Source organism: Nocardioides sp. NPDC023903 (assembly GCF_040639295.1).
Lineage (GTDB): Bacteria > Actinomycetota > Actinomycetes > Propionibacteriales > Nocardioidaceae > Nocardioides.
This window is the reverse complement of sequence record NZ_JBEZZS010000019.1, coordinates 56,749-82,066: the sequence shown is the minus strand read 5'-3', so window position 1 is coordinate 82,066 and position 25,318 is coordinate 56,749. Positions and strand designations below refer to the sequence as shown.

29 protein-coding genes and 1 tRNA gene are annotated in these 25,318 nt (G+C 68.5%); 10 read left to right on the top strand and 20 right to left on the bottom strand.

The genetic code is table 11. The features are described from left to right. Positions 1–41: 41 nt before the first annotated feature. Both AB0F44_RS19380 and AB0F44_RS19375 read right to left on the bottom strand, forming a co-directional pair. Positions 42–518, bottom strand: coding sequence for a VOC family protein (locus AB0F44_RS19380; RefSeq protein ID WP_357358123.1), 477 nt, complete (start codon positions 516–518; stop codon positions 42–44). Continuing rightward, the gene (locus AB0F44_RS19375) at positions 515–946 is read right to left on the bottom strand and encodes a DUF309 domain-containing protein (protein WP_357358121.1); all 432 of its coding nucleotides are present in this window, start codon (positions 944–946) and stop codon (positions 515–517) included. The genes AB0F44_RS19380 and AB0F44_RS19375 overlap by 4 nt, the downstream gene beginning before the upstream one ends. Positions 947–1,027: 81 nt before the next feature. Here AB0F44_RS19375 and AB0F44_RS19370 point away from each other — a divergent pair, with 81 nt between their 5' ends. Next, positions 1,028–1,573 carry a YciI family protein gene (locus AB0F44_RS19370; RefSeq protein ID WP_357358119.1) on the top strand — a complete coding sequence of 182 codons (546 nt, stop codon included), beginning with the start codon at positions 1,028–1,030 and terminating at the stop codon, positions 1,571–1,573. 60 nt (positions 1,574–1,633) lie between these two features. Here AB0F44_RS19370 and AB0F44_RS19365 read toward each other — a convergent pair whose 3' ends face one another. Continuing rightward, the gene (locus AB0F44_RS19365; RefSeq protein WP_141804077.1) at positions 1,634–1,837 is read right to left on the bottom strand and encodes a cold-shock protein; all 204 of its coding nucleotides are present in this window, start codon (positions 1,835–1,837) and stop codon (positions 1,634–1,636) included. 216 nt (positions 1,838–2,053) lie between these two features. Next, positions 2,054–3,562, bottom strand: coding sequence for a sodium/proline symporter PutP (putP, locus tag AB0F44_RS19360; RefSeq protein ID WP_357358118.1), 1,509 nt, complete (start codon positions 3,560–3,562; stop codon positions 2,054–2,056). A gap of 182 nt (positions 3,563–3,744) precedes the next feature. Between putP and AB0F44_RS19355 the strand changes: the two genes are divergently transcribed. Then, positions 3,745–4,197, top strand: a complete 453-nt coding sequence (locus AB0F44_RS19355; RefSeq protein ID WP_357358116.1) for a hypothetical protein — start codon at positions 3,745–3,747, stop codon at positions 4,195–4,197. A 76-nt stretch (positions 4,198–4,273) separates the two neighbouring features. Here AB0F44_RS19355 and AB0F44_RS19350 read toward each other — a convergent pair whose 3' ends face one another. The 9 genes from AB0F44_RS19350 to AB0F44_RS19310 all read right to left on the bottom strand — a co-directional run bounded on the left by AB0F44_RS19350 (position 4,274) and on the right by AB0F44_RS19310 (position 12,090). Next, positions 4,274–4,732, bottom strand: a complete 459-nt coding sequence (locus AB0F44_RS19350; protein WP_357358114.1) for an ArsI/CadI family heavy metal resistance metalloenzyme — start codon at positions 4,730–4,732, stop codon at positions 4,274–4,276. Between the two features lie 91 nt (positions 4,733–4,823). After that, positions 4,824–5,417, bottom strand: a complete 594-nt coding sequence (locus AB0F44_RS19345) for a hypothetical protein (RefSeq protein ID WP_357358112.1) — start codon at positions 5,415–5,417, stop codon at positions 4,824–4,826. Then, positions 5,414–6,007 (bottom strand): VOC family protein, encoded by a 594-nt coding sequence (locus AB0F44_RS19340; RefSeq protein ID WP_357358110.1) that lies wholly within the window; start codon positions 6,005–6,007, stop codon positions 5,414–5,416. The genes AB0F44_RS19345 and AB0F44_RS19340 overlap by 4 nt, the downstream gene beginning before the upstream one ends. 15 nt (positions 6,008–6,022) lie before the next feature. Further along, on the bottom strand, positions 6,023–6,448 hold the full coding sequence (locus AB0F44_RS19335; protein WP_357358108.1) for a VOC family protein: 426 nt from the start codon (positions 6,446–6,448) through the stop codon (positions 6,023–6,025). Between the two features lie 20 nt (positions 6,449–6,468). Continuing rightward, positions 6,469–7,911, bottom strand: coding sequence for a cytosine permease (locus tag AB0F44_RS19330; protein ID WP_357358106.1), 1,443 nt, complete (start codon positions 7,909–7,911; stop codon positions 6,469–6,471). Between the two features lie 195 nt (positions 7,912–8,106). Further along, positions 8,107–8,982 (bottom strand): polysaccharide deacetylase, encoded by an 876-nt coding sequence (locus AB0F44_RS19325; RefSeq protein WP_357358105.1) that lies wholly within the window; start codon positions 8,980–8,982, stop codon positions 8,107–8,109. A gap of 2 nt (positions 8,983–8,984) precedes the next feature. Next, the gene (locus AB0F44_RS19320; RefSeq protein ID WP_357358103.1) at positions 8,985–10,106 is read right to left on the bottom strand and encodes an NADH:flavin oxidoreductase; all 1,122 of its coding nucleotides are present in this window, start codon (positions 10,104–10,106) and stop codon (positions 8,985–8,987) included. Continuing rightward, positions 10,103–11,461, bottom strand: a complete 1,359-nt coding sequence (locus AB0F44_RS19315) for an amidase family protein (protein WP_357358101.1) — start codon at positions 11,459–11,461, stop codon at positions 10,103–10,105. The genes AB0F44_RS19320 and AB0F44_RS19315 overlap by 4 nt, the downstream gene beginning before the upstream one ends. Then, on the bottom strand, positions 11,458–12,090 hold the full coding sequence (locus AB0F44_RS19310) for an urea carboxylase-associated family protein (protein ID WP_357358099.1): 633 nt from the start codon (positions 12,088–12,090) through the stop codon (positions 11,458–11,460). The genes AB0F44_RS19315 and AB0F44_RS19310 overlap by 4 nt, the downstream gene beginning before the upstream one ends. Positions 12,091–12,208: 118 nt before the next feature. Here AB0F44_RS19310 and AB0F44_RS19305 point away from each other — a divergent pair, with 118 nt between their 5' ends. Further along, positions 12,209–13,762: a PucR family transcriptional regulator ligand-binding domain-containing protein gene (locus AB0F44_RS19305; protein WP_357358097.1), complete on the top strand. Its 1,554-nt coding sequence runs from the start codon at positions 12,209–12,211 to the stop codon at positions 13,760–13,762. Between the two features lie 176 nt (positions 13,763–13,938). Here the strand turns inward: AB0F44_RS19305 and AB0F44_RS19300 are convergent, their stop codons facing one another. After that, positions 13,939–14,814: an N-acyl homoserine lactonase family protein gene (locus AB0F44_RS19300; RefSeq protein ID WP_357358095.1), complete on the bottom strand. Its 876-nt coding sequence runs from the start codon at positions 14,812–14,814 to the stop codon at positions 13,939–13,941. After that, on the bottom strand, positions 14,801–15,295 hold the full coding sequence (locus AB0F44_RS19295) for an SRPBCC family protein (protein ID WP_357358093.1): 495 nt from the start codon (positions 15,293–15,295) through the stop codon (positions 14,801–14,803). The genes AB0F44_RS19300 and AB0F44_RS19295 overlap by 14 nt, the downstream gene beginning before the upstream one ends. Before the next feature lie 50 nt (positions 15,296–15,345). On the opposite strand from AB0F44_RS19295, the gene AB0F44_RS19290 reads away from it, so the two are divergent. Continuing rightward, the gene (locus tag AB0F44_RS19290; RefSeq protein WP_357358091.1) at positions 15,346–15,846 is read left to right on the top strand and encodes a winged helix DNA-binding protein; all 501 of its coding nucleotides are present in this window, start codon (positions 15,346–15,348) and stop codon (positions 15,844–15,846) included. A gap of 138 nt (positions 15,847–15,984) precedes the next feature. Here the strand turns inward: AB0F44_RS19290 and AB0F44_RS19285 are convergent. Both AB0F44_RS19285 and AB0F44_RS19280 read right to left on the bottom strand, forming a co-directional pair. Then, positions 15,985–16,056: transfer RNA gene (locus AB0F44_RS19285), tRNA-Val, on the bottom strand. A 180-nt stretch (positions 16,057–16,236) separates the two neighbouring features. Then, positions 16,237–17,172: an AraC family transcriptional regulator gene (locus tag AB0F44_RS19280; protein WP_357358089.1), complete on the bottom strand. Its 936-nt coding sequence runs from the start codon at positions 17,170–17,172 to the stop codon at positions 16,237–16,239. An 80-nt stretch (positions 17,173–17,252) separates the two neighbouring features. Between AB0F44_RS19280 and AB0F44_RS19275 the strand changes: the two genes are divergently transcribed. Both AB0F44_RS19275 and AB0F44_RS19270 read left to right on the top strand, forming a co-directional pair. Beyond that, positions 17,253–17,900: an NAD(P)H oxidoreductase gene (locus AB0F44_RS19275; protein ID WP_357358087.1), complete on the top strand. Its 648-nt coding sequence runs from the start codon at positions 17,253–17,255 to the stop codon at positions 17,898–17,900. Between the two features lie 125 nt (positions 17,901–18,025). Continuing rightward, on the top strand, positions 18,026–18,835 hold the full coding sequence (locus AB0F44_RS19270; RefSeq protein ID WP_357358085.1) for an alpha/beta hydrolase: 810 nt from the start codon (positions 18,026–18,028) through the stop codon (positions 18,833–18,835). Between the two features lie 5 nt (positions 18,836–18,840). Here AB0F44_RS19270 and AB0F44_RS19265 read toward each other — a convergent pair whose 3' ends face one another. Continuing rightward, positions 18,841–19,194: a nuclear transport factor 2 family protein gene (locus tag AB0F44_RS19265; protein ID WP_357358083.1), complete on the bottom strand. Its 354-nt coding sequence runs from the start codon at positions 19,192–19,194 to the stop codon at positions 18,841–18,843. Positions 19,195–19,294: 100 nt separating this feature from the next. Here AB0F44_RS19265 and AB0F44_RS19260 point away from each other — a divergent pair, with 100 nt between their 5' ends. Continuing rightward, complete coding sequence (locus AB0F44_RS19260) at positions 19,295–20,164, top strand: LysR family transcriptional regulator (RefSeq protein ID WP_357358081.1); 870 nt, start codon at positions 19,295–19,297, stop codon at positions 20,162–20,164. Here the strand turns inward: AB0F44_RS19260 and AB0F44_RS19255 are convergent. After that, a complete protein-coding gene (locus AB0F44_RS19255) occupies positions 20,146–20,799 on the bottom strand; it encodes a DUF3159 domain-containing protein (RefSeq protein ID WP_357358079.1) in 654 nt (217 codons plus the stop codon). The two genes, AB0F44_RS19260 and AB0F44_RS19255, sit on opposite strands and share 19 nt — an antisense overlap. Positions 20,800–21,021: 222 nt before the next feature. Here AB0F44_RS19255 and AB0F44_RS19250 point away from each other — a divergent pair, with 222 nt between their 5' ends. Both AB0F44_RS19250 and AB0F44_RS19245 read left to right on the top strand, forming a co-directional pair. Continuing rightward, a complete protein-coding gene (locus AB0F44_RS19250) occupies positions 21,022–22,764 on the top strand; it encodes a histidinol-phosphatase (protein WP_357358077.1) in 1,743 nt (580 codons plus the stop codon). Then, positions 22,761–23,303 carry a hypothetical protein gene (locus tag AB0F44_RS19245; RefSeq protein WP_357358075.1) on the top strand — a complete coding sequence of 181 codons (543 nt, stop codon included), beginning with the start codon at positions 22,761–22,763 and terminating at the stop codon, positions 23,301–23,303. Before AB0F44_RS19250 ends, AB0F44_RS19245 begins: the two co-directional genes overlap by 4 nt. A gap of 2 nt (positions 23,304–23,305) precedes the next feature. Here AB0F44_RS19245 and AB0F44_RS19240 read toward each other — a convergent pair whose 3' ends face one another. Next, positions 23,306–23,935, bottom strand: a complete 630-nt coding sequence (locus AB0F44_RS19240; RefSeq protein WP_357358073.1) for a trimeric intracellular cation channel family protein — start codon at positions 23,933–23,935, stop codon at positions 23,306–23,308. Here AB0F44_RS19240 and sepH point away from each other — a divergent pair. Continuing rightward, the gene (gene sepH, locus AB0F44_RS19235; protein ID WP_357358072.1) at positions 23,838–25,166 is read left to right on the top strand and encodes a septation protein SepH; all 1,329 of its coding nucleotides are present in this window, start codon (positions 23,838–23,840) and stop codon (positions 25,164–25,166) included. The genes AB0F44_RS19240 and sepH overlap by 98 nt on opposite strands. The last annotated feature ends 152 nt before the right edge of the window (positions 25,167–25,318 follow it).

Here is a 25,318-nt window from a genome sequence, read left to right as displayed (position 1 = left end):
CAGACGGGGTACACAGCTCAGGCGCCCCGCACCCGGCCCCGCTAGAAGCTGAGTCGTGGTTGGTCATAGAAGGTCGGCGCCCCAGGTCCGAACTCGACTCCAGCGAAGGTGCCCGGTGGTCCAGTGTGCGAGCCCGCCACGAAGCGAAGGACGGTCCCGTCAGGATCCGCTACGTCCATCGCGATGCCGAACTCCCCGCGGTCGTGAATCTCGCCGTGCGTGATGCCCAGATCGACACACCGAGCGACCACCGCCGACATCTGTTCGGGCGTGCTGACCATGAAGGCGCAGACATCGAAACCGTCCAGCACCGGACCACTCGCACAGTACTCGCGCTCACGAAGCCCGATCACGAAACCCGCAGCGTGGTCGGCGAGCACGATCCCCCGGACCGCCGAGTCCTCGTAGAACTCAGCCGCCAGCTCGAGGCCGAACAGATCGGAGTACCAACGAGCACTGCGGGCCAGGTCGCTGACCGGGAGCTTGATCTGGCGCACACCGACGATCGGGAGCTTCATGCCTCGCCCTCCACCCCAACTCGGGCACAAGCGATGAGTGCTCCGAGGTCGAGACCGTACGTCGGACCAGCACCCTGTTCGTACGTCTGGAGCCGACGTGCCGCCCGCTCGATGAGCCGGGAGGCGCCGACGGTGTTGCCGCGCTCGTGGTGGGTCAGGCCGACGCACAGCTGGGCGAGGCCCTGCCACAGCTCGCGCTCCTCCTCCGGGCACGACTTCCATCGGACCTCGAGGGCCTCGTGAGCGGCGAAGGGTCGCCCGTCGTCGAGCAGGCTGCGGGCGTACGCCAGGGTCTCCTCCGGCGGACGCGGTTCCTCGGAGATGGGCTCGACACCGACTGCGCCGTACGGCAGCGGGCGCCCGAGCGCGTCGCGCGGTCGAGCCTGTTGTGCCCGCCCTTGTTCGTTCCGGTCGCGATCGCTCACCATGTCGGCCTCCTCGGCTCCCACCCTACGGACCCGCTGAGATAACCGATTGCGCGGGACGCCGGGGCCGGTGACCCTCAGCTCATGGAGTTCTTCTGCTACCACCGCGACCGCCCGGGGTCGACGCCGCTGCGCACCGAGATGGTGGAGGAGCACTGGACCTACATGGACCGGTTCGCCGCGACGATGATCGCCCGCGGTCCGACGTTCATCAGCGAGGAGACACTGACCGGGAGCGTGCACATCCTCGACCTCCCGGACGCGAGCGCAGCTCGCGCGTTCGCCTTCGAGGAGCCCGGCTATCAGGCCGGCGCCTATCGTGACGTGCTGCTGCGGCGGTGGCGCAACACCCTCGGTCGCACCATGTGGGACTTCGGCGACGGGCGGCCGGGCAACAACCGATACCTCGTCCTCGGCTTCTGCGAACCGACTACGGACGACATCGGCCTGCCGGACGGCGACGAGCTGATCGCCTGTGGGCCGCTCCTGTCCGACGACGGAGCCGTGGTGGTTGGCGCGGCAGTGCTGCTGGAGGCCACCTCCGCAGGCGTCGCGGAGAGCGCCCTCTCCCCCGACCAATTCGCGGCGATCGAGGTCCACCAGTGGGACTTCGGCGGGCAAGCCGAGTAAGTGGCCCTTACATGCACGAAGGGCCCCGACCGCAGTTGCGGTCGGGGCCTTCAGTGAAAATCAGGCGACGCGGACGTTCTCGGCCTGCGGGCCCTTGGGGCCGGCGGTGACGTCGAACTCGACCTTCTGGTTCTCGTCGAGCGACTTGTAACCGCTGGTCTGGATGGCGGAGAAGTGAACGAACACGTCCTCGCCGCCGCCGTCCTGCGCGATGAAGCCGAAGCCCTTGTCAGCGTTGAACCACTTGACGGTTCCCTGAGCCATGATCTTTTCCTCTGTTCGGTGCAAGGGACACTGTGTCCCAAGCCGCTGAAGACATCCATCTGTGCTGATGTCCAGCGAACCGAAAACCAGATAAAAGATACAAGCCGCGACGTGGTGTGCGGCCAGGATGGCTTACAGAGCCATCCCTTCAACAAGATCAACAGTACGCCATCAGGCCCGGGATCGTGGTTTCCACGAGATCCCGGGCCCGTCGCGTCAGACTCGCGCCGCTTCCTCGCGCGATCCGGAAGCGTCCAGCAGGCGGATCGCCTCGTCGAACTCGGCCTCGATGTCCGGGTTCTCCCGGTAGGTCACCAGGCTGACCACGACCGCGACGATCGCGTTGAGAGCGAAGCCCGGCACGATCTCGTACATCTGCGAGCTGAGCGCCTCGATGTTGCCCCACACGACGACCGTCACCGCACCGACCACCAGGCCGGCCAGCGCACCGGCCGCGGTGAGCTTCCGCCACCACAGCGCCAGCAGGATGATCGGGCCGAAGGAGGCGCCGAAGCCCGCCCAGGCGTACGCGACCAGGTCGAGCACGGTCCCGCTCTTGGGCCACGCCAGGACAGCAGCCACGACCGCGATCCCGAGCACGGCGAGCCGGCCGAACAGGACCAACTGGCGGTCCGAGGCGTCGTTCTTGAAGACCGCCTTGTAGAGGTCCTCCACCAGCGCCGAGGAGGTCACCAGGAGCTGCGAGGAGATCGTGCTCATGATCGCGGCGAGCACGGCAGCAAGCATGATGCCCGCGACCAGCGGGTGGAAGAAGATCTGCCCGAGCACGATGAAGACCGCCTCCGGGTCATCGAGCTTCGCGTCGGGGTTCTGCTGGAAGTAGGCGATGCCGACCAGGGCGGTACCGACGGCACCGAAGAGGCTCAGCAGCATCCAGCCGATGCCGATCCGCCGCGCGGACGCGGCCTCCCCCGCCGTACGCAGGGCCATGAACCGGACGATGATGTGCGGCTGGCCGAAGTAGCCCAGGCCCCACGCCACCGCCGAGATGACGCCGAGCGCGGTCGCGCCCTCGAGCATGCTCAGCCGCGACGGGTCGACGGCTCGGATGCTGTCGAGGGTCTCGGCGGGCCCGCCGGTCACGAAGACACCGACGACGGGCACCAGGACCAGCGCGAGCAGCATGATCGCGCCCTGCACGAAGTCGGTGTAGGAGACGGCGAGGAAGCCACCGAAGAGCGTGTACGCCACCACGACCCCGGCCACCACGAGCATGCCGGTGTGGAAGTCCGTGCCGAAGGAACTCTCGAAGAAGACGCCGCCGGCGACCATGCCCGAGGACACGTAGAAGGTGAAGAACACCAGGATCACGGCCCCGGAGGCCATCCGCAGCAGCCGCGAGCTGTCCTTGAGGCGGTTCTCCAGGAAGCTGGGCACCGTGATCGAGTCACCCGAGACCTCGGTGTACGTCCGCAGGCGCGGCGCCACGACCTTCCAGTTGAGCCAGGCGCCGACGGTCAGACCGACGGCGATCCAGCCCTCCATCAGCCCGGTCGCGTAGATCGCACCGGGCAGGCCCATGAGCAACCACCCCGACATGTCCGAGGCACCCGCACTCAACGCACTCACCATCGGGCCGAGATCGCGCCCGCCCAGCATGTAGTCGTCGAGGTTCGAGGTGCGCCGGTACGCCCAGGCGCCGATGCCGAGCATGGCGACCATATAGGCCACCAACGCCAGCATTTGATAGGTCAGGTCTGACATCGAGAAACTCCAAGATCGGGGGAATGCCGCCGCAGAACCTAACCCGTAGACCGCGTTTGACTGCGATCGGCACCCCACGACTGCGCTACGCCACGCCTGAGGTCGCTTGTCATCGGCTCGGACGACGGCCAGGCACGGCTTCCGATGCGCGGCGACGCCCGCATGCCCTACGGTCTCCCGACGTGACTACGACTGTCGTTGTGGCCGGGATGGGCATCCTCGCCACCCTCCTCGGAGCCTGGTGGGGCGCCTACTGGCAACACCGAAACACCCGCGACCTCCAGCTGCTGGACGCCAGGGTCCGCGTGTACGGCGAGTGCGCTGCGAGCCTGTACGAGTTCGAGCGCGTCACCTACAGCCGCGTCAAGGCTCGCCTCGCCGACCTCCCCGCAGCCGAGCGGGAGTCGCTGCGCCAGGAGGCGTACCGCAACAACTCAGCCGCTCGCGCAGCCATCGGCCAGCTGAGCATCCTCAGCGCAGGCGGCAGGATCCCCAAGGGATTCGAAGCCCTCCGTCAGGCGATCGGCGACCTCAACGACGCACCTGGTCTCGACGAGCTCCGAGAGAGGCACGAGGAGATCTACGTCGAGCTCGACCGAGTCCTGGAGCAAGCACGCGCCGACCTCGCGCGCTAGCTCGGCCGAGGGGTTGACCCAGACCCCGCCGGGATCTCCTCCGTTCGGACGATCGTTGTTTCTGTGCGGCCGGCGGTCAGCAACAGGCGGCCTCGGCCGGCACAGGCGCAGCCTCAGCGGACGCACCGCAGCACGTTGATCCGCCGGGCTCCGTTGCGTTGAAGGTGTCGCTGTCGGCGAGCACGGTGTAGACCTCCCACCGCTCACCGTTCGGGGCGTTCTCGACCCAGAACTTGTCCTGCTTGGCGTAGCAGCAGGTGGTGGCGCGCTCATCGACCGAGGCGAACCCGGCGGCGTTCAGCCGGTTCTGCTCGGCGTCGACCGTGTCGGTGTCGGCCACCTCGACGCCGAGGTGGTTGATGGTGCCGCCACGGCCGGCGTTCTCGACGAGAACCAGCTTGAGGGGCGGCTCAGCGACCGCGAAGTTGGCATAGCCGGGCTTGGTCTTGGCCGGCTCGACGCCGAACAGGGTCGAGTAGAACGCGACCGACTCCTCGAGATCGTCGACGTTGAGCGCGAGCTGGATGCGAGACATGGCTCCTCCTGAGCGAGATATCGATGGTTGTCGATATGAGATCTTGCGCCTCATATCGATGGCTGTCAATGCTTTAGCCAGGGCTGCCGGCCTACAGCAGCCCAGCTGCCTTCAGCAGAGCCGGTGCGATCACGAGCACCCCACCGAGCACGACAGGCGCACCCAGGACCCCGAGCACCATCACCCAGACGCCCAGGCCGACCCGACGGGCATAGGAGACGGCAAGGATTCCGAACCCGACGGCGGCCACCAGGAAGGCGAGCACGTAGGCGATCGACCGGGCGTCGACGCCCTCACCGTCGCCGGCGATGCCCGTGAGGATCACGACCGCCTGGGCGAGGCTGCCGAGCACGTACACGGTGACCGTGGCGAATGCGCCCCACAGCACTGTTCCCGTGATCCGCGGCGCCACCGGACGGGACCGGATCGCCAGGAGAGCTGCCACGACCCCGAGCACCTTGAGGACGGCCACGATCCAGTTCATCACCGAGAGCGCGTCCGCCTCCTCCGCGTACCTGCCGGTCGCGAACTGGTCCGTGAGCTCGAACCAGACGCTGATCGCGGCGAACCCGGTGCACCACAGTGCGATGACGAGCCCGACCACGACAACGAATTGGCCGGGCGGGGCAGGTACGTCGTCGGTGGCGGACGCGGGCTCGCCCGTCGTCATGTGCCTGGTCGTCATGAGTGCTCCGAGTTCAGAAGGTCGTGGGAGGGTTCCAGCCCGGCGGGCGGAGGCCCGGGGAACCACTCCTCCGGCTCGGGCCACACGAACCCCTTGGGGATCGTGTAGGTCTCGAACGTGGTGGTGGTAGCGCCTTCGGTGTCGAAGAACGCGAACGCGTTGCGGTCCATGAACCGGCCCGCCTGCGAACACCGGAACCCACGACTGGCGAACTCCTCGGCCCGGCTGTCCCAGGCAGCCTCGCCACAGTCGAAGGCGAGGTGGTGGACACCCTCGCCATGGCTGTCCAGGAACTCTCGGATGATCGAGGGACCGTACAACGGCTGCATGATCTCGAAGGCCATGTCGCCGACGTCAGCAAAGGCGACCTTGAGCGCCCAGTCGGCAGGCTCGCCGCCGTACTCACGGTCGGCCACGGTCGACGCGTCGAAGGTGTACACGCGCCAAGGACCGATACCGAGACGGACCATCCCCTGCATCGTTCGCGTGCAGTCCTCCGTGGCGAAGCAGACCTCGATCAGGTTGCCGAGGAAGGTGTTGCTCATCGATGACGCGCTCAGTACCTCGGGCACGAAGCTGGGCTCAGGCATGTGATCGACTCTCATTCATCGTTCGCCGTCGGTGGCGAATCCCTCGTGCTGGGTGCGCTGCTCGAGCGATTCCAGCTCCTGGAAGAAGGTGACGTGCCAGCTCGCGGGGCCCTGGATCCTGGCATTCAGGCTCCGGAAGGGTGTCTCCACCGGTCCGGAGATCAGTTCCATCCCTGCCTCCTGTGCCGCATTGACCGCGCTGTCGGTGTCGTCGACCTCGAGGGCGATTCGCAGCTTCGACGACGGATCGTGCGGTGCTCCTTCGATCTGATCGATGCTGCGAATGTGCTCAGAGGTAGCGATCTCGATCGTGGCCAGGCCGGCGTGGAGGATCGACACCCGGTCGTCACCGCCCGTCGCGAACGCCGGCTGCTCGGGCATGCCGAGGACGTCGCGATAGAAGTGCACCGCTTCATCGAAGTCGGCGGCTTCGATGATCAATCTCAGTTGCTTGAGGGACCTCATCGCTTCATGGCCGTCTCAGGCAGGCCGAGCGCGTCGGCGGCGGCGGCACGGCGTGCCAGGACCAGGTAGAGGACACCTGCGACGAGTCCTCCGGACAGCCACGACAGGTCGGTGTTGTTCATCAGCCGGGCGAGTGGGCCCTGCATGACGGGCACCATGCCGTACTGCCAGGCCCAGCCGGCGACGATGCCCAGCGCAAGGCTGACCATGCCCGCTTTGTTGACCGATCCGTACGGCGAGTCAGCACCGTCGCGGTAGAGGTCGGCCACGTAGAGGCGACCCCTGTGGATCACGAAGAAGTCCACCAGCACGATGGCGGCCCATGGGCTGATCCAGACAAGGATCGACAGCATCCAGTGGTCGAAGGCCTGGGCGAAGCTGTCAGCACTGACGAAGACGACGAGCACAGCAGATGCGACGACTCCAGCCACCAGAGTGACCTTCCACCGTGCTGCGCGGACCCCGACCGAGAGCGCGGCGAGCGAACAGGAGTAGAGGTTGAGGATGTTGGTCGCGACCGGGCCGTGCATGATCAGCAACAGGACCGGGATGGCCATCACCCCGAAGGTCGCGATCACGAGTTCGGCTGGGTCACCGCCGTTGCCCGCGCTCGCCAGGCAGGCGCCCAGCACCGCAAGCCAGACCGTCGGGACGTACATGCCGGCGGCCGCGGCCCAGAACACCGACTTGTCGGTGGCGTCGCGGCGCACGAAACGGCTGTAGTCGGCCGAGTAGGGGATCCACGAGATGCCCCAGCCGACCCCGATCGCGGTGACCAGCTGCGTGATGGCAGTGACCTTGTCCGCTGTGGTGGTCGCCTGGCCCGTGGTCCAGTCGATGCTCACCTGCGAGAGCGCGACGACGGTCATGATGACCATCACGACCGCGGTGGCCGGCACGGTGTACTTCTCGAAGGTTCGGATGGCGTAGAAGCCATAGAGCGCGAGGCCGAGCTGGGCCAGCATGATCACGGCCGCGACGGCGTACTTCAGGACCGTGCCGCCTTCGACGCCGAGCTCTGCGAGCACGCCGAGCGCGAGGTCGAGGACGACCCAGGTGTTGACGCCCACCCAGCCCATGGTGAGCAGCCCTTGGATGAGGCCCGGTACGACGCTTCCGCGACGCCCGAACGCGGCCCGGCCGAGCACCATCTGGTTCACGGCGGTGCGGTGGCCGATGACGTTGAACAGCCCGAAGAGCGCGCACCCGACGATGTTGCCGATCGCCACCACGAGAATGGTCTCGAGCAGGCTGAGGCCGAGCACGATTCCGAGAGCCCCCAGGACCCAGTTGACCGGCGCCAGGTTTGCGCCGAACCAGATCCAGAACTGCTCTGCCGGGGTCGAGTCGCGTGACTCTGCGGGAATGGGCCCGATGCCGTGGGCATCGAATGGCACGGCTTCGCTGTCGCTGGGCGGGGCCGATGGCGAGATGGTCATGGTGATCCTCCTGGTGTGATGACCGCCACTGAATCACCGGCCTTGGGCGACCGTCAGTGGACATTCACACAGGATCTGGGCAGTGTCGATGTACATTCTCATCCGTCCGGGGCCCGTTCGCCAGCACAGCAGAAAGGCGCCCGGCGGGAATCCCGCCAGGCGCCTTCAGGCCCTGCGTCTGCTGATGAGACGTCGTCAGTCCGGATAGGTCTCCGGGTCGATCTCCGTGGGGGTCGCGTACACCTCGCGTACGCCGCCGACCTCAGCCACGCGAGCCGCGACGTCACGGCACCGCTCGAAGGAGATGTCACCCCGATCGCGCGCCCACTCGACCAGGCGTCGGACGACGCCCAGACGGCCCGGGCGAGCGGTGAGGAACGGGTGCAGGCACAGGTTGAACAGGCAGCCGTACCGCCTCATCCCCTCGAGCTCGTCGCGCCACATGTCGAAGACCTTCGACGGCGCTTCGATGAGACTGCCCACGAAGGGCTCCGGCAGGAAGGCGTACTGCTCCCAGTCGTCGAGGGACCAGTGGACCGGAAGCTCGACGACGTCGGCGTCAGCCAGCTTGAGCAGGTAGGGCCGGTCGTCCGCCATCATCGACGAGTCGTAGGACAGTCCATGCTCGGCCAGCAGCTCCATCGTGGTGGTGGTCGTCTGCCACATGGCGGCGCGGTGTCCGGTCACCTCGATGCCCTGGGCCTCGAACACGGCGAGGGCTCGTTCGAAGTCGTCGCGCTGGGCCTGCTCCGTCATGTCCGTCGAGGACCGGTGACTGTAGGAGTGGTGCGCCACCTCGTGCCCGCGCTCGACGATGCTCGCGGCCAGGTGAGGGCGCTTCTCGGCCACCCAGCCGGGGACGAAGAAGGTCGCCGGCACCTCGAGCTCGTCGAGCAGATCGAGAATCCGCGGCACGCCCACATCCGGCCCGTACGCCTGGTGAGACATCGTCGTCAGGTGCCGCGAGTAGCGGCCACCCGCCGCGAGGACGGGAGTCTCGGCGTCGACGTCGAAGGTCAGGGTGGCCACCGCGGCGGCCGCCCCGCGCCACGCATCACTGTCCACATCCATGCTCATCCCGCCTGTCGCCACCGGATGCTGGACTCGATTGTGACACTTGGCCGCAGCATCGCCGGGTCGAACTCGGCCAGCTCGTCACCGGCAGCCAACCGACGCGGCAGGTCCGGATTCGCGAGCGCGACGTGCCCGATGGCGAGGAAGTCAGCGTGTCCTTCGGCGAGCACGCGCGCAGCCTGATCCCGGTCGTGCATCCCGCCGTTGGCGATGACCGGGAGCCCGGACACCTCGCGGGCCAGCCCGGTGACGGTCGATCCGTCGGCGAGCTGCGCGGTCTCGAACCAGGATCGTCCTTCGCTCGCAACGTGGATGTAGTGGGCGCCGGCCTTCGCGAGGGCCTCGGCGATGACGACGACGTCCTCGGCGCCGCCCGACCAGCGGTAGACCACGTCATTGACCTTGGTCTGCGAGACCCGGACGCCGACGGTGAAGCCCTCCGGCGCCTCCGCGGCGATCCGCTCGACGACCTCGGCGGTCAGTCGGATGCGGTTGACCGTCGAGCCGCCGTACTGGTCTGTCCGGAGGTTGGTGTACTCCGTCACGAACTGGTCGAGCAGGTAGCCGTTGGCGGCGTGCACCTCGACGCCGTCGAAGCCCGCGTCAGCGGCGTTGCGGGCGGCGGCGGCAAATCCCTCGATCACCTCGGCGATGTCGTCACCTGTGGTCTCGCGCGGCAGCGGCCAGGGGCCGCTCCCGCCGTACGCCGCCATCATCGTGCCGCGCGGCTGGACAGCCGACGGCGCGAGCGTCTCCGCACGGTGGGGGTTGCCCTGGGAGAGAGCACCGGCGTGCATGAGCTGGGCGACGATGTGGGCACCTTCGGCGTGTACGCGGTCGGTGACCGCTCGCCACCCGGCGATGTGCTCCTGGGTGACCAGGCCCGGCTGGTCGAGGTATCCCTGGCTGTAGGCGGCATCAGGGTAGATGCCCTCGGTGATGAGCAGTCCGAATCCGCCCGCGGCGAACTCCGCGTAGTAGTCGGCCATCAGCTCGGTGGGCACGCCTTCCGGCGTTGCTGAGATGCGCGTCATCGGTGCGACCGCGAGCCGGTTGGCAAGATCCATCGAGCCCAGCAGGCGGGGCTGAAGGGCTGGGTGTCGGTCAGGGGTGTCGATCATCGGAGCGTTCCTATCTGTTCTCTTGGTGATGTTTTCTCGGGTAGGTCGTCGAGCAGCTGGGCGGCCCGGATCACTGCGGGGTCGTGGCCAGAAGGCGCGGAGACGAGGAGCCCCAACCCCCGCCGACGGCCGTCCCCGCGCGGCACACTCACGCCGGGCATGCCGAGATAGCTGAGCAGCATGGTCGTACGCAGGATGCGGGCGTTCCACCGGTCGAAGGCGTCGGCGGAGGCGGTGACCACCGAGACCGCCGGTGGAGCATGACGGACGGTGGGGCACAGCAGAAGGCCACCGGCGAGCTCGACCGCCACCCGTTCCCGTAGCTCGCTCATGCGCGCGCGCACCGGCCCGACAGTGGGGACGACGCCTGACGCACTACGAAGGCGGCGCGCGACGGCCGGATCGAGCAGGGCGGCCGACGAACCGTCGAGGAACCGCCCGTAGCGGGCGAACGCCTCCGCGGCGACCAGGGTGCCGTGGCGGTCCATCAGCTCCTGGGCCTCGGCGAGCACGGGGAGAGGGCGCCGGTCGATCCGGATGCCGTCGAGCCCGGCGATCTCCTCGACCGCGTCGCGAAACCAGGCCGCGACCTCCGGCGCAACGTCGGTCACCACCTCGTCCTCGGGCATCACCAGCCGCACCGGGCCGGCCGTCTGGAAGTATGGCTGGCCCTCGCGGGGATCGAGAGCGGCGGCTACGAAGGCGAGATCGGCCGCGGTCGGGGTGAGGAGCCCGATGCTGTCCAGGGTGGGTGACAGCGTCCGTACGCCGTCTCGGGGGAAACGCCCTTCGGACGCCTTGTAGCCGACGATCCCGCAGAACGCGGCCGGCACCCGGACCGAGCCCGAGGTGTCGGTGCCGAGGGCGAGGCGTACCTGTCCCGACGCGACGGCTGCCGCGGAGCCTGATGAGGAGCCTCCCGTGATCAGCTGCTCAGGGCCCGAGAGCGGGTTGACCGGCGACCCGAAGTGCGGGTTGGTCCCCACTCCCGAGAAGGCGAGCTCGCTGAGGTTCGTCTTGCCGATCAGGACGGCGCCGTTAGCCCGCAGGAGCTGAACGATTCCGGCGTCACGTACGACCGGCGCCGGTGACGCGTCCACGACCGATCCGTTCGTCGTAGGCATGCCCGCCACATCGATGCAGTCCTTGACGGCGACCGGGAGTCCGTCAAGGCATCCGACCGGGCGCCCTTCCGACCAGCGCTCGGTGGATGCGGCCGCGCGCTCGCGTGCCTCGCCGGGCACGAGGCACGTGAGCACGTGTTTCTCGTTCTGGAGGTCACGGAGAACGTCCTCGAGCACGCCGGTCGGCGTGTCCTCCAGGCGACCGAACCTCGAGATCAGCTCGGCGATCATGACAACGGTCGTCCGCCCGCGTGGTCGTGCGACGGCTGGAGCCTCAGCTCGACGTCACGGGGCGCATGGTGGGCACCGTTGGTGGGCGCCAGGTCCTGCGGACAGGCCGAGAGCACCAGCACGACCGGTTGGACAGCACGCAACATGACTCGATCCCCGGGTCGGCTCATCGGTGGCTCGATGCGCAGAGTCCCATCGGTGCCGACAGGAACGTTCATGAACAGGTTGAGCGGCTGGGGAACCTGGCTCGGCACCGGGACTCCGAGCTCCTGCAGCGCGTCGCGGAAGTTGGCCGCGCAGCTGTCATGGTGACCGACGGCGCCGAGCTGCAGGTACCGAGCCGGGTCGCACGCAGGGATCAAGGTGTCGTGGTGACCTTCGGACGTGTCGGACTCGAGTATCAGCATCGGCTCACGGTCGGAGCCGACCAGGGTGTCGCCCGCTTCGACGGCGAGGCGCCCGTTCGCCATCCGGGTGTGGGCCATCGAAAGCACTCTCGTGGGATCGACGGCGCTGACCGCCCAGGTGTCGACCACCTGCTGGCCGAACAGGTTGACGATGGCGATCGAGTCACCCACACCGAGCCGGAGGGCCCGGCCGGTGCGTGCAGCAAGGGTGATGGGGGTCAAGACAGATCCCTTCCGGAGCGATGTGCTGGTCGAGTCGCCCAGAGAACCAGGATTCAGTGCGTCCGGTCATTGGAGATGTCGACAGACATCGCGACCATGACGGTGGATAATCACAGCCATGCTGTCGTTGCGCCGCCTGCTGGAGCAGGCCGAGCTGGAGCTCAATCTGCTCGTCCCGGGCGACGGTGAGGGCACGGACCGAGAGCTGCTCTGGCTTCACAACACCGAACTCGCCGACCCCGCGCCGTACGTACGCCCTGGTGAGCTGGTCCTCACCAACGGTGTCTGGCTCGATGAGGCCGACCCCACCTCCTTCGTCGACGCCGTACACCGTGCCGACGCCGCCGGCATCGTCTTCGGGCTGCGCAAGGAGACGCCCACCACCCCGAGCGAGCTGATCGAGGCATGCAGGCGTATCGGGATGCCACTCGCCGAGATCTCCATCGAGGTGCCCTTCACCGCGGTCACCCGCGCCGCGGCGACCCTGCTCGCGGAGTCACGCCTGAGCGAGCTCTCGGGGACGGTGCGGCGCAGCGGTGCGCTGGCCTCGGCGATCTCCCGCGGGGCGGGAGCGGCCGGAATCCTCCAGGTCGTACGTCAGGACCACGACCTTCCGCTCGTCGTGGTCGATCGGACGGGACACCAGCTCGCGGGCACACAGGTGAACCTCTCCCCCGCCCAGCTGAGGGACGCCACGCGCGCCCTGACCCGGCACCCACCTCCTTTGGAGACCGATCTCGACGGTACGACGGCCTCGATCTTCCTCGTCACGGCTCTCGCGGACATCGACGCCGGCCTCTTCTGCCTCCGGGCCTACCGCGACCTGGCGCCCAACGAGGTCGCCGCCCTCGAGCAGGCCGGTACGTACCTCAGCCTGGAGGTGGCCAAGCAACAGGCCGTGCACGCGATCGAGCAACGGTTCGCCGCCGAGGTCCTCGACATGGTGCAGGCGGGACCGAGCCGCGAGGCCGACGTGGCCGAGCGGCTCCGTACGTTCGGCGTCGATCCCACCGGTCCCGTCGCCGTCCTCGCCATCGCGGGCCCGTCCGCGGCGCCGGGACAGATGTCCCACGACGCAGAGACCGTCACCGACCTTCTGCTCGACCAGGGGCTCGCTGCGCTCGTCGTCGGCGGCTCGCGGGAGACGATCGCGTTCGTCTCGTGGCCACAGGCAGGACGGATGTCCCTGCGCGCGGTCGGCGAGGAGCTCCAGCGCAGGATCTTCCGCACGCGCGACGCCGGCCGCGTGCTGGTCGCCATCGGCGGGGTGAGCCCGACCTCGGCGGGCCTCGGCACCATGCTCATGCAGGCGCGGGAGACCTGCCGCGCCATGCAGGCCCAGGCGGACGGGCCCGTGGTGCAGGAGTTCGGCGACGTCGACAGCCACCGGCTTCTGGTCGCCATGCTCGACAGGGAGACGCTCGGGCGTTTCGCACGCGGTGTGCTGGGCGAGCTCCGCGCACAGGATCGCAGCGGCGACCTCGAATCCACGCTCCGTACCTTCCTGGAGCTGGACGGCCACTACGGGGCCACGGCGGAGCGGCTGCACATCCATGTCAACACACTCCGCAACCGACTCGGGAGGCTCGCGGAGCTGACCCGACGGGATGTCCGGACCACCGACGGCAGGGTCGATCTCTTCCTCGCCCTGCAGGCCGACTCGCTCTCCTGACGCCGGCCGGAGGCGAGCCCGGCGAGCACGCCTGTCACGTTTCGACTCGCTGATTCGTCAGGTAGGCACGCGACACCTCTCGAGGGCAACTACCGCGTGGACGCACCACACGTCTCATCTCGAGGCGCGGCACGGGCCACCGGCTCACCCGTCCATGACGGATGACCGCGGAGACCTCACGATAAGAAAAGGCCGTCGTGCGCGGCCTCGAGGCGTGCGGCGGCGCCCAGGTCGTGGGCTGGAAGGATGACCAGGCCAGGTAGGTGCTGGCGAAGTCGGTTCACCATGTCGATCGCGGTTCTCATCTGGCGCTTGCTGCCGACTCCGGGCATGTGGCCTTCCTTCAGCAGGTTGTCGTCGTAGGTCAGGTCGCCGACCATGAGCAACGGGGCTCGTCGTGGTCGGCGGACCAACAGGGACAGTGATCCTGCGGTGTGCCCGGGCGTCGGGAGCAGCAGGAGCGAGCCGTCGCCGTACAGATCGTGTCCATGGGTGAACGGGCCGACTGCGTCCGGGCCGAGTTCCTCGAACGACACCCGGTTCCAGTTGAGCCCAGGCAGGTCGATGTGTCGTGGCATCAAGCCGCGGGCTTCGGGCAGTGGCTTGTGCAGCGAGTCCCACTCGTTTCGGCTCACGATGATCTCGGAGTGGCCAAGGTATGGGAGCCCACCGATGTGGTCCTGGTGAAGATGCGAGATGACGGCTGTGCGCACGTCATCGGTCCGGTGTCCGAGGCATTGCAAGCCCGATGTCAGCGTCTCGTCGGCCGGGATCTCGAATCGCGCCAGGCGTGAGTAGACCTTGCCGTTGAGGCCGCCCGGGAAGTAGTCGGGGTCCGTGACCGAGGCGCGATCCTGGCCGGTGTCGAAGAGGACCAGCCCGTGACGATGCTCGATGACGTAGACGTTGATCGGGAGTGGTGGCGTCCAGCGACGAGAGCTGAACAGCCAGACGTAGGTGTTCTTGCGTGTGGGGCCGACGTGCTCCGGGCGGATTGCGACCGATCCGGTGCTGATGACCGACACGGACGAGATCGGGTCAGAGAGTGTCATCGCTATTTCCTGCTTCTATCTCGCTGCTGGTCGAGCGAACCGGCTGGTTTTGCTCGATGATCGATGCGAGCTGCTGGAGGTTCTCCCGCATCCCGCGCTTGAAGAGCCGCTCAGCAAGAGGCCCCAGAAGACCTGCGGGACCCGGCAGGCCTGCAGCACTGATCGAGCCATCGAGCTGCAGCCGCGTGCCTGCCGATTCCGGCGTCACTCTGTAGTGGTAGGTGAATGGTGTCGGGCCGGTGGTCGAGGTGAAGGTCACTTCGGTGTTCGGAACGTACGCCGAGGCGCGGACCTCGTTCTCGACTTCGCCAGTGGGCAGACGACGGCGGACGCGATAACGGGCCGTGAGTGGCGTTGCGCCCTCGAGGAGGTGCACCGACTCCACCGCCAGGTACCACTGGGGCATTGTGCGGAGGTCGGAGACGAAGTCGAAGACGGCGTCGGGCGGGGCGGCGATCAAGGTGGTCAGATGGAATGTCATAGTCGTGTCCCTTGCAACTAATGTCGTGTCATCTAATGCCTCTCCATTAGATGACGTATAATCTGTTTCGTCAACTGCCGACCGAAACGGATGATGCTGTGGACCCGATCGAGGAGTTCCGATACTTGGTGCTGGCAATCCAGCGCGAGGGCAACAAGCTCTTCGCGGAGCGGCTGCGGCCACTGGGGCTCACGCCGTCGCAGGCGGAGGTTCTTCGAGTCATGTCGGGGCGCGATTCGATGACGTTGTCCGAGCTTGGCGGCCTGTTGGTGTGCGAGACCACGGCGAGCCCCAGCCGGCTGGTCGACAGGCTCGTTGCCGCCGGACTGGTCAATCGCGAGCTCGGCGCCAGCCGACGTTCGGTCAGCCTGTCCCTGACGACTCTCGGCAAGGAGACCGAGCTCGAGGTCAGAGACGCCGAGGAGCAGCTCTACGCCGCACTGGCGCCGCTGCTGGACGGCGACCAGCTCGACTCGACCGTGCAGGCCCTGCGCCAGGTCGCTGATGCCTTCCCGGCTGGACAGGCGGTGGCGCGCAGGAAGGCGACGTGAGCCTCCGGATCCCCACTGCTCTCCGAGTACGGCGCGGAGGTCGAAGAGATCGCACGACTCGTTGGCCACGCCGGAGGTAGCAAAACGAAGCCGGCCGCTGATCAGGTAAAAACCCTGGTCAGCGGCCGGTTTCTCTTGTGCGTGATACTGGGTTCGAACCAGTGACCCCTTCGGTGTGAACGAAGTGCGCTACCACTGCGCCAATCACGCAATCGCTTGCCGCCGAGCGGCTCGCTGCTGTCGAAACCCTACCGCATCCCGTCCGGCGGATCACATTCGCCAAGGCACGGGCACCGGAGCGAACCCTCACGCGAGGACGGCCTCGACATGCTGGCCGTAGGACTGATCTGGTGAGCCACGATAGAGCTCCTGGGGCCGACCACGGTCCGCTCATGGGCGGGAAGCGTATGACAATGCGTGTCTGAAGGCAGTCGGGCTGCTGCCACGGGCCCGCTTGAATGCCGCACTGAACCCGAACGAGTCGGCATACCCGACCGCTTTGGCGATCTGCGCGACGCCGAGGTCCGTGCTCGTCAGCAGGTCGGAGGCCTCGTCGAGACGATGTTCGGTGACGTACGTCAGAGGAGGACGGCCGACAACCTCGCGGAATCGGCGGGCGAACAGCGCCCGGGACACGCCAGCCTCCGCCGCCATCCGAGCCACCGTCCATCGCTCGGTCGGTCGGCGATGGACTGCCTCGAGAGCTGGTCCGACGATAGGGTCTGCCAGTCCGCGATACCACGCCGGCGCGTCGGCGCCGCTTCGTTCGAACCAGGTGCGTAGCGTGCACACCAGGGCCCAGTCGAGCATCCGATCCATGAGTGCTTGCGACCCCGGTTGAAGGTTCGCAGCGTCGCAAGCGACCGTCTCCATCCAGTCGCAGACGCCGGGCTCCTCTTCGACGATCAACACTGGCGGAAGCGTGTCGAGCACTCTGTCCGAACGAAGGCCAGCCGTCCGGTAGACACCGACTACGAGGGTCGTCGCGCCCACATCGGGTGATGGCGCCACGTAGTGGTCCTCGTCGTCGCACAGGAAGCAGGCGACCTCGTAGCGCGTCGCGGGGTCGTCGACGACGTCGGCACGGTCGGCACGATCGGCGAGCAGGAACGGAGCAGGACCGCGAACGAGTGCGGTCTCCCCCGGCCTCACCCTCCGGCTGTCTTCGTCGGAGAGATGAAGCACGCCGCCACCGCGCAGCACCGTGACCATCGTCAATGCAGCCTGGTCCGCAAAATGGATGGACCACGGTGTGCTCAGCACGGCCGAGGTCACGACGGAGCCTTCGGCACGGATGCCTGACAGAAGTGAGCTCAGCGGATCCATGCTCAAAGCGTAGACGATCTCCTATCAATCAGAGCCAGGAAGCCATGGATCGTCTACACGCATCGCGCTGTACTCGTCTCATGACAACTACACGAACGCTTGTCGTCGTCTCGCATCACCGACCCGACTCACGAACCGCGCACGTCGCCGACCTGGTCGCCGAACGACTTCGTGCAGCCGAGCACGAGATTGATGTCCTCGACCTTCGCTCCGACGGTTTCGACCCCAGGATGACGGTCGAGGACGAGCCTGACTGGACCGACCGGGACAAGGCGTACTCGGTGCAGGTGCAGCAGCACATGGAACGAATCCTCGCCGCCGACCTACTGGTCGTGGTCTTCCCGATCTACTGGCAGAGCACGCCGGCACTCCTCAAAGGGTGGATCGACCGCGTGTGGAACTACGGGTTCGCGTACGGCCGCAGCGATCCGCGGTTGGCGGGGAAGCGTGTCTTGTGGATCGGGCTCGCCGGCGCTACCGCCGAGGACCCGATCGTCGCGCCCATGGCCGACCTGCTGGAGGCTCAGCTGAGTGAGGGCATCGCCTACTACTGCGGGTTCGCGAAGTCTGCCGTCGCAGTGCTTCCGGATGCCGAGGACCAGCCTCAGTCGGTCGATGAGCTGGGGAACCTCATCGTCGGTGAAGCGCCGGCTGGAGAGGAGCTTGCCAGCCAGCACCGCGCTTTTGACCGCCGGGTGCTGGCCGCGGTCGACGAGTTCGCCGCATGAGCGTGGCTGCCTGCCGCGTCGGAGTGGCACACGCTCTTTGATCCCGCCGGACCCGCAATCGGGACACGCCGGACGTACGCTCTCAGTCATCGGCACAACGCCCAGACGCAACCGAAGGAGCGGGGATGCTCGCGTACGAACGGACCGGCAGCGGGGAGCCGCTGCTCCTGATCCATGGCATCGCGCACCGCAGGCAGGCGTGGGGCGGGGTGGTGGAGCGGCTGGCCGACGAGTTCGAGGTGATCACGATCGATCTGCCGGGGCACGGTGAGTCGCCGGCGTTCGATCTGGCGGGGCGTACGGTGCGGGAGGCGGTGGCCCACGAGCTGAACGAGCTCCGAGTGGAGCTCGGGATCGAGCGGCCGCACGTCGCCGGCAACAGCCTCGGTGGGCTGCTCGCACTGGAGATGGCCGATGCCGGGCACGCGCGGTCGGTGACGGCGCTCTCCCCCGCCGGGTTCTGGATGAACCGCGTCGACTACCTCTACGTCAGGGGTCTGTTCGCCGGGATCCAGGCGGTGGCACGGCCGCTGGCGCCGGTGTCGGGGACGCTGCTGCAGTCGCGGGTGGCGCGTACGGTCACGATGGGCTGCTTCTTCGCCCATCCGGAACGGATCGATCCTGCCGTCGCGGCCGCCGACACGGCCAACATGGTCACCTCGCGCGAGGGGATCAGGACGTTCTTCAGCGGTGTCTACCGCTACAGCTACCCAGGGCCGACGCAGACGTACGTCCCCACCACCGTCGCCTGGGCCTCGCGCGACCTCACGCTCCTCCCCTACCAGGCGAAGGTGGCCGCGCGGCGCCTTCCGCACGCGACCCACCGGTGGCTGGCGGGCTGCGGCCACGTACCGATGAACGATGACCCCGACCTGGTGGCCGAGGTCATCCGCGAGACCGCCCGGACGCAGCCGCGCGACGAGCAGGTCGCCTAGCCCGTCTAGCCTCGAGCGGCGAGGATCCCGCGCGGGTCGAAGGCGACCCGGATCTCGGTGATCAGCCCATCCTCGACGCGCATCCAGTTAGCGGTGGGGGCGGGCTCGGCGACGGTGGTGTGCAGGTCAAACCAGGTGATCACGCTCGGACCGTCGGCGAGCCGCTCCTTCACCTCGATCTTGTCGAGGACCTGGGCCATGCCCTCCAGTCCGGCGGCGCACTCGTCGGCGCCCTCGATCGTGGCGAGCGGGCCGGCGAATCTCACGTCGTCAGCCAACAGTGAGCGCAGGCGGGCGAAGTCACGCTCCTGCCAGGCGGTGAAGTACGCCTCGGCGAGCTCGGCAGCGGATGCGGTCATCGGAATCTCCTCAGGTGGGTTCGGCTTTCGTCTCCCAGCCTGTCCCGACTCGAGCGAACACTCAAACAGATAGTTCTGCTGCTTGCTAGCATCAACGGTGATGGAAATTGGACAGCTCCGCTACTTCGTCGCCGTCGTCGACCACGGCTCGTTCACGGCCGCGGCGCAGCGCCTCCACGTCAGCCAGTCGGGCATCAGCGCCCAGCTGGCCAAGCTCGAGCGCGAGCTCGGCCACGACCTGCTCGTCCGGGGTCCCCGCAACGTACGTCTCACCCACGCCGGCGAGACGCTCCTCCCCCGCGCCCGCGACGCGATCCGGGCGATCGACGGGGTGCGGCAGAGCGCCGACGAGCTGAGCGACCTGATCCACGGTCAGGTACGCCTCGGGGTGATCGCCGGCTGCACGATCCCCGGCTTCCTCGACGCCGTCGCCACCTTCCACCGGGAGCATCCCGGCGTCTCCGTCGAGCTCGTCGAGGACACCTCCGACCGCCTCCAGCGACGTACGCTGGCCGGCGAGCTCGACCTCGGCCTGATCTCTCACGCGGGGCCCGTCAGCGACGGCCTGGCCACCGAATCCGTCAGCGACGAGCGGCTCGCTGTTATCACGCCGGCCGGCCATCGCCTCGCCGGCGCCCGGCCGAGGCTCGCCGACCTCCTCGAGGAGACGGTGCTCTGCATCCCGCCGGGCACGGGCATACGTACGGCTCTGGAGCAGTCGTGCGCGCGGGCGGGCGTGGAGCCGAAGGTCGACCTGTCCGGGTCCAACCCGGAGACGCTGCTCGGACTGACCGCCCACGGCTTGGGTGTCTGCGTGCTGGCCGAGTCGATGGCCGCCGGGACCGACCTGGTCGCGACGCCGATCGTCGACGCGGAGGTGCGCGCCGGGCTGGCGCTCGTGGTCCGAGACGGCGACCAGCAGCGCGCCACCCGGCGGCTCTACGGCCTGCTTCAGGCCGCGCTGACCTGAGGATGGCGCAGCCCGGGATGGTCTTCGGGCAGCGAGCGCCGCAGGACGACCCAGCTCACCAGCAGGCACAGCGCGACCAGCGGCCAGCTGAGCGCGACCCTGGCGATCGCCAGGGCGACCACGTCGCCGGACCACCACAGCGGGCCGAAGATGGCGACCCGGATGACGTACTGACAGACCCAGACCCAGCTCGCCAGCGCATAGCCCCGCAGCAGGACGGGGTCGCGCCGCCAGGCGCCGCGCTGGCGCAGCACCAGGCCGACGACCACGCCGAGCAGCGGCCAGCGGAACGCGATGCTGACCGCCCACACCAGTGCGCTGGCCGCGTTGGCGGCGAGCTGGACCACGAAGAAGTCCTCCGCCCGGCCCGTACGCAGCGCGATCATCGCCGCGACCGCGACGCCCGCCACGCCCAGCAGCACGGCGCGCGGCTTGCGGCCCTTGCGCCACTGCCAGATCGCCACGATCGCGGCCACCGCGAGCGCCACCACGGTCGCGATCCACAGCTCCCCGCTGACCAGCCAGCCGGCCGCAAACGCGACGGGCGGGACTGTGGCATCGATCGCGCCGCGCGCTCCTCCGAGGAGGTCGGCGAGCGTCTCGGCGTCTTCGTTGCGGCGGTCGGTGGTCGTCACGGGAGTAAGGCTAGCCTTACTTGCAAGGCGTGTGGCGCCTCGGCCCGCGTAAGCGACCACTCGGCCGGCCGGGGCGACGTCTCGGCCGACGGGGGTGACGCCTCGGCAAAATTTCACCGGGTGGGCAACCGGCGGACGTACGGCGGCCATCCGGCGGCGCTTTGCTCTGAGCGCCGCTGCTCGGGCACGCGGGAGACGCCCCATCCAAGCGGAGGATTCAACGTGTCACACGAGCACCACCCCCACTCGCACGGGCCTGACGGGCACCACCACGCCCACGCCCACACTCACTCCCACGAGGTCGACGAGATCACCCTCGCGGCTTCCTCGGACGCGTCCGACAGCGACCTGCGTCCCGCCGAGGTCACCCGGCGCAACCTGCTCCGCGCCGCCGGCATCGCCGGTGCGGTGACCGCCGGGATGGCCGGCATGACCGGAGTGACCCCGGCGATGGCCGAGACCGCCACCACCGCCACCGCGAAGAGCGGCAACCGGGCGACGATCCGGCACTGGCTCGCCGGTGACCACCACATCCACACCCAGCACAGCTCGGACGCGATGTACCGGGTCATCGACCAGGCACAGCACGGCGCCGCGTACGGCCTGGACTGGCTGGTCATCACCGACCACGGCGGTGCGACCCACGCCAAGCTCGGCGTCGACCTGGTCAACCCCGACATCGTGGCCGCGCGCAAGGTACTCAGGGACACTCTGATCTTCCAGGGCCTGGAGTGGAACATCCCGGCCGCCGAGCACGGCACCGTCTTCGTCGCGCCGGGCGCCAACGAGGTCGCGGTGCTCAAGCAGTTCGAGAACGACTACGACGGCTCGGTCAAGGGCGCCAGCGGCAACTCCCCGGAGAACGAGGCGCTGGCCGTCGCCGGCATCCAGTGGCTCGGCAAGCAGGTCGACAAGCGCCGCGTCGCGGACGCGCTCTTCCTCGCCAACCACCCCGCCCGCAACGGCATCGACAGCCCACACGAGGTGCGTGCCTGGCGCGACGCCGATCCGCGGATCGCGATCGGCTGGGAGGGCGCACCCGGCCACCAGGCGGCAGGACTGCCCGCCGGCTACGGCCCCGGCAGCGCCCGCGGCTACTACGGCAACTCCGCCGGCCCGAACTCCTTCCCCGGCTACCCCGCCGAGTCCTACCGCTCCTGGGGCGGCTTCGACTGGTTCACCTCGACCGTCGGCGGCCTGTGGGACTCGCTGCTCGCCGAGGGCAAGCCGTGGTCGATCAGCGCCAACTCCGACTCCCACGTCAACTGGGGCACCACCTCGCGCCGCCCCGACGGGTCGGACTCGGCGTACTTCAACGCCAACGGCCGCTACGGCGACCCGGTCTACGCCGGCTCCCTCAACACCACCGCTGGTGACTTCTGGCCGGGCTACTACAGCCGCACCCATGTCGGCGCCTCCGAGCGCAGCTACGGCGCGGTCATGAAGGGCCTGCGCAACGGCCGCGTCTGGGTCGACCACGGTGCGCTGGTGAAGTCGGTCGACGTACGCGTCGTCTCCTCCGACGGTGGCTCGGAGAGCCTCGGCGGCACCCTGAAGGCGAAGAAGGGCAGCCGGATCTCGCTGGTCGTCACCATCGCCGCCCAGGACGTCCCGAACTGGTCGCAGTTCCTCCCCAGCCTCAACCGGGTCGACGTCATTCGGGGCGCGGTCGACCCGACGTACGTCTCCGACCGCGACACCTGGAAGGCGCCCGACACGAAGGTGATCGAGCAGACCGACACCTCGGGCCGCACCGGCACCTTCCAGCTGCGCTACGACCTCGGTCGCGTCGAGGAGGCGTTCTACGTGCGTGTCCGCGGCACCGACGCCAACCGGTCCCAGCCCGGCTACCTCGGCGCGAGCGTCGACCCGGCCGGTCCCGCGATCGACGTCGTCGGCGACGCCGACCCGTGGGTCGACCTGTGGTTCTACACCAACCCGGTCTGGGTCGTCCCGACTCGATGACCACCCGTCGCCTGGCCGTCGACGCCGACGCCCGGGACCTCGCCGCCGCCGAGCACCTCGTCCACCGCCTGGACGAGGTGCTCGGCGCGGGGCAGCCCGAGGATGCGTACGTCATCAGCACCCATGTCGTGCGCGAGCCGACCGGCCGCTTCGTCGCCGTCCTGGACTGGCCCGACGGCCCGGCGGTCGAGGAGCTGACCGCGCTCCTCGCTGACCACCTCCCCCAGGCGTACGTCACCCCCGACTCCCCCGCGATCGACGAGGCCACCGCGCGCAGCGCCGGGCGGCTGGCCCGCTACCCGGGACGCACTCGGATCGAGACCGTGACGACGGTGGCCGCGGTCGAGGCGGACAGCGTCGTCGACACCGTCGAGGGGCTGGCGGGAATCACGCTCGACGCAGGCGACACCCTCGATCTCACCGGGTTCGCGCGGCCGGTGTGGCGCGAGGGGCTCTGCGTACTCCTGGTCCAGCGCTCCGCCAGCGGTCTGGTGCCGTTCGAGATGCGCCACCAGATCCCCTGCTGCTCGGACCACTGAGTTCAGACGGACGCGGAGCCTCGCGGCAGCGGAGCCTCCCAGTGGCGCCACATCGCCAGCAGCCGCCAGCCGGCGCAGACGACGAAGGCGGCGGCCATCACCAGCGACTGCGGCAGCGTGAGGAACAGGCCGAAGGCCACGATCGCGGCACCGGCGAAGGCGGGGATCGCGTAGAAGACGCTGCGGCGCAGGATGATCGGCACCTGGCCGGCGAGCACGTCGCGGATCACCCCGCCGCCCACGCCGGTGGCCAGCCCCATGATCGCGGCCGCGAGCGGGGAGAGCCCGAAGTCGAGCGCCTTGACCGCGCCGGCGATGACGAACAGCCCCAGGCCCAGGGCGTCGAAGACGTTGATCATCGGCCCGAGCCGGCCGAGCGCCGGATGGAAGTAGAACGTCAGCAGACCGGCCGCCATCGGCACCACGAGATAGCGCCAGTCGGAGAGCGCGGCGACCGGCGTCGCGCCGATGGCCATGTCACGCAGGATGCCGCCACCGAGGCCGGTGACACAGGCGAGGACGATCACGCCGAAGATGTCGAGCTCCTTGCGGACCGCCATCAGGCCGCCGGAGAGCGCGAAGACGAAGCACCCGACCAGGTCGAGCACGAGGAGGGTCAGCGTCTGTTCCACGGCCAAATGGTCGCCTCGTTGGTCCCAAAAACCCCAAATGCCACGGCCACGCCGCACGGCCACCCAATACGATGCAGGTCTGTGGCGTAGGGTCGTCACAACCGTATCTAGAATTGAGAAGAGGATGTCAGCCGAAGGATTGCCCCTGACTCCGGGCCAGCTCGAAGAGCAGGCTCCGGATGAGGCTGGTCCCGTCCTTCTGCGGCTCATCTCGGTCAGTGACGATGGTTTACGCATGCTTCTCGTCGATGACGAGGACCGTGAATACACCGCCGACATCGACGACCGTCTCCGTGCAGCACTCGAGGCTGTGTCGACCCGCCGATCGGAGCAAACCGTGAACAAGACCCCGAGCAGCAGCCTGCGGCCCCGTGACATTCAGACCCGTATTCGTTCGGGCGAGAGTGCCGAGGAGGTCGCCGCTGTCGCCGGCACCACGGTCGAGAAGATCTTGGCCTTCGCCGGTCCCGTCCTCGCCGAGCGCGAGCACATGGCACAGCGCGCCCAGCAGGCTTCCGTGCGCCGTCGGCCCGGTGAGGCCGCCAGCACCGCCCGCACCCTGGGCGAGGCGGTCAGCGCCCACTTCCAGACGATGTACATCAACCCTGAGTCGGTCAACTGGGACTCCTACCGGCGCCCCGACGGGCGCTGGAAGCTCACCGGTGAGTACGAGACCCCCGAACGCTCGGGCATCGCCGAGCTGACCTACGACGCCCCCGGCAACTTCGTCGAGCTCGACAACGACGACGCCCGCTGGCTGACCGGCGAGAAGCTCGACGCCGCAGCGCCCGAGCCGGAGCCGATCACCGACGACATGCTCGCCGCCCGGCGTCGCCGCGCCCAGAGCTCGCCCCCGCCTGCGCAGGCTCCGGCCGCTCAGGCTCCGGCAGCGCCCGCCCCGGCGCCCGCCGCACCGGCTCCGGTCACTCCTCCCCCGGCTCCCAAGCCGGTCAAGGAGCCCAAGCCGGCCAAGACGGCTCAGGTCGATGTCGACACCCCGCTCGAGGCGTTCCTGGGCGACGAGAGTCCGACCGGCAAGCAGGCGCCGGTCCCGGCCGAGCCCGAGCTCGAGCCGGCGGTCGTCGAGCCCGTGGCCGCCGAGGCTCCTGCCGAGTCCGAGCAGTCCGAAGAGGCTCAGCAGAAGCCGGCCAAGAAGTCGTCCGCGCGCCGCAAGCGCGCCTCGGTCCCGAGCTGGGACGAGATCATGTTCGGCGGCGGCAAGTCGGAGTGAACCGACTGGTGTGAACCCGTTCACGGACCGGCCATCGGCCGGTCCGTGTTACGTCGGCGACCCGACCCGACAGAGTCGGCAGTGGGTCGGGCGCAGTTCATGCGCCCCCGATGAAGTGAGTGGAGGCAAGCACTTCCACCTTTCTCGGAGGC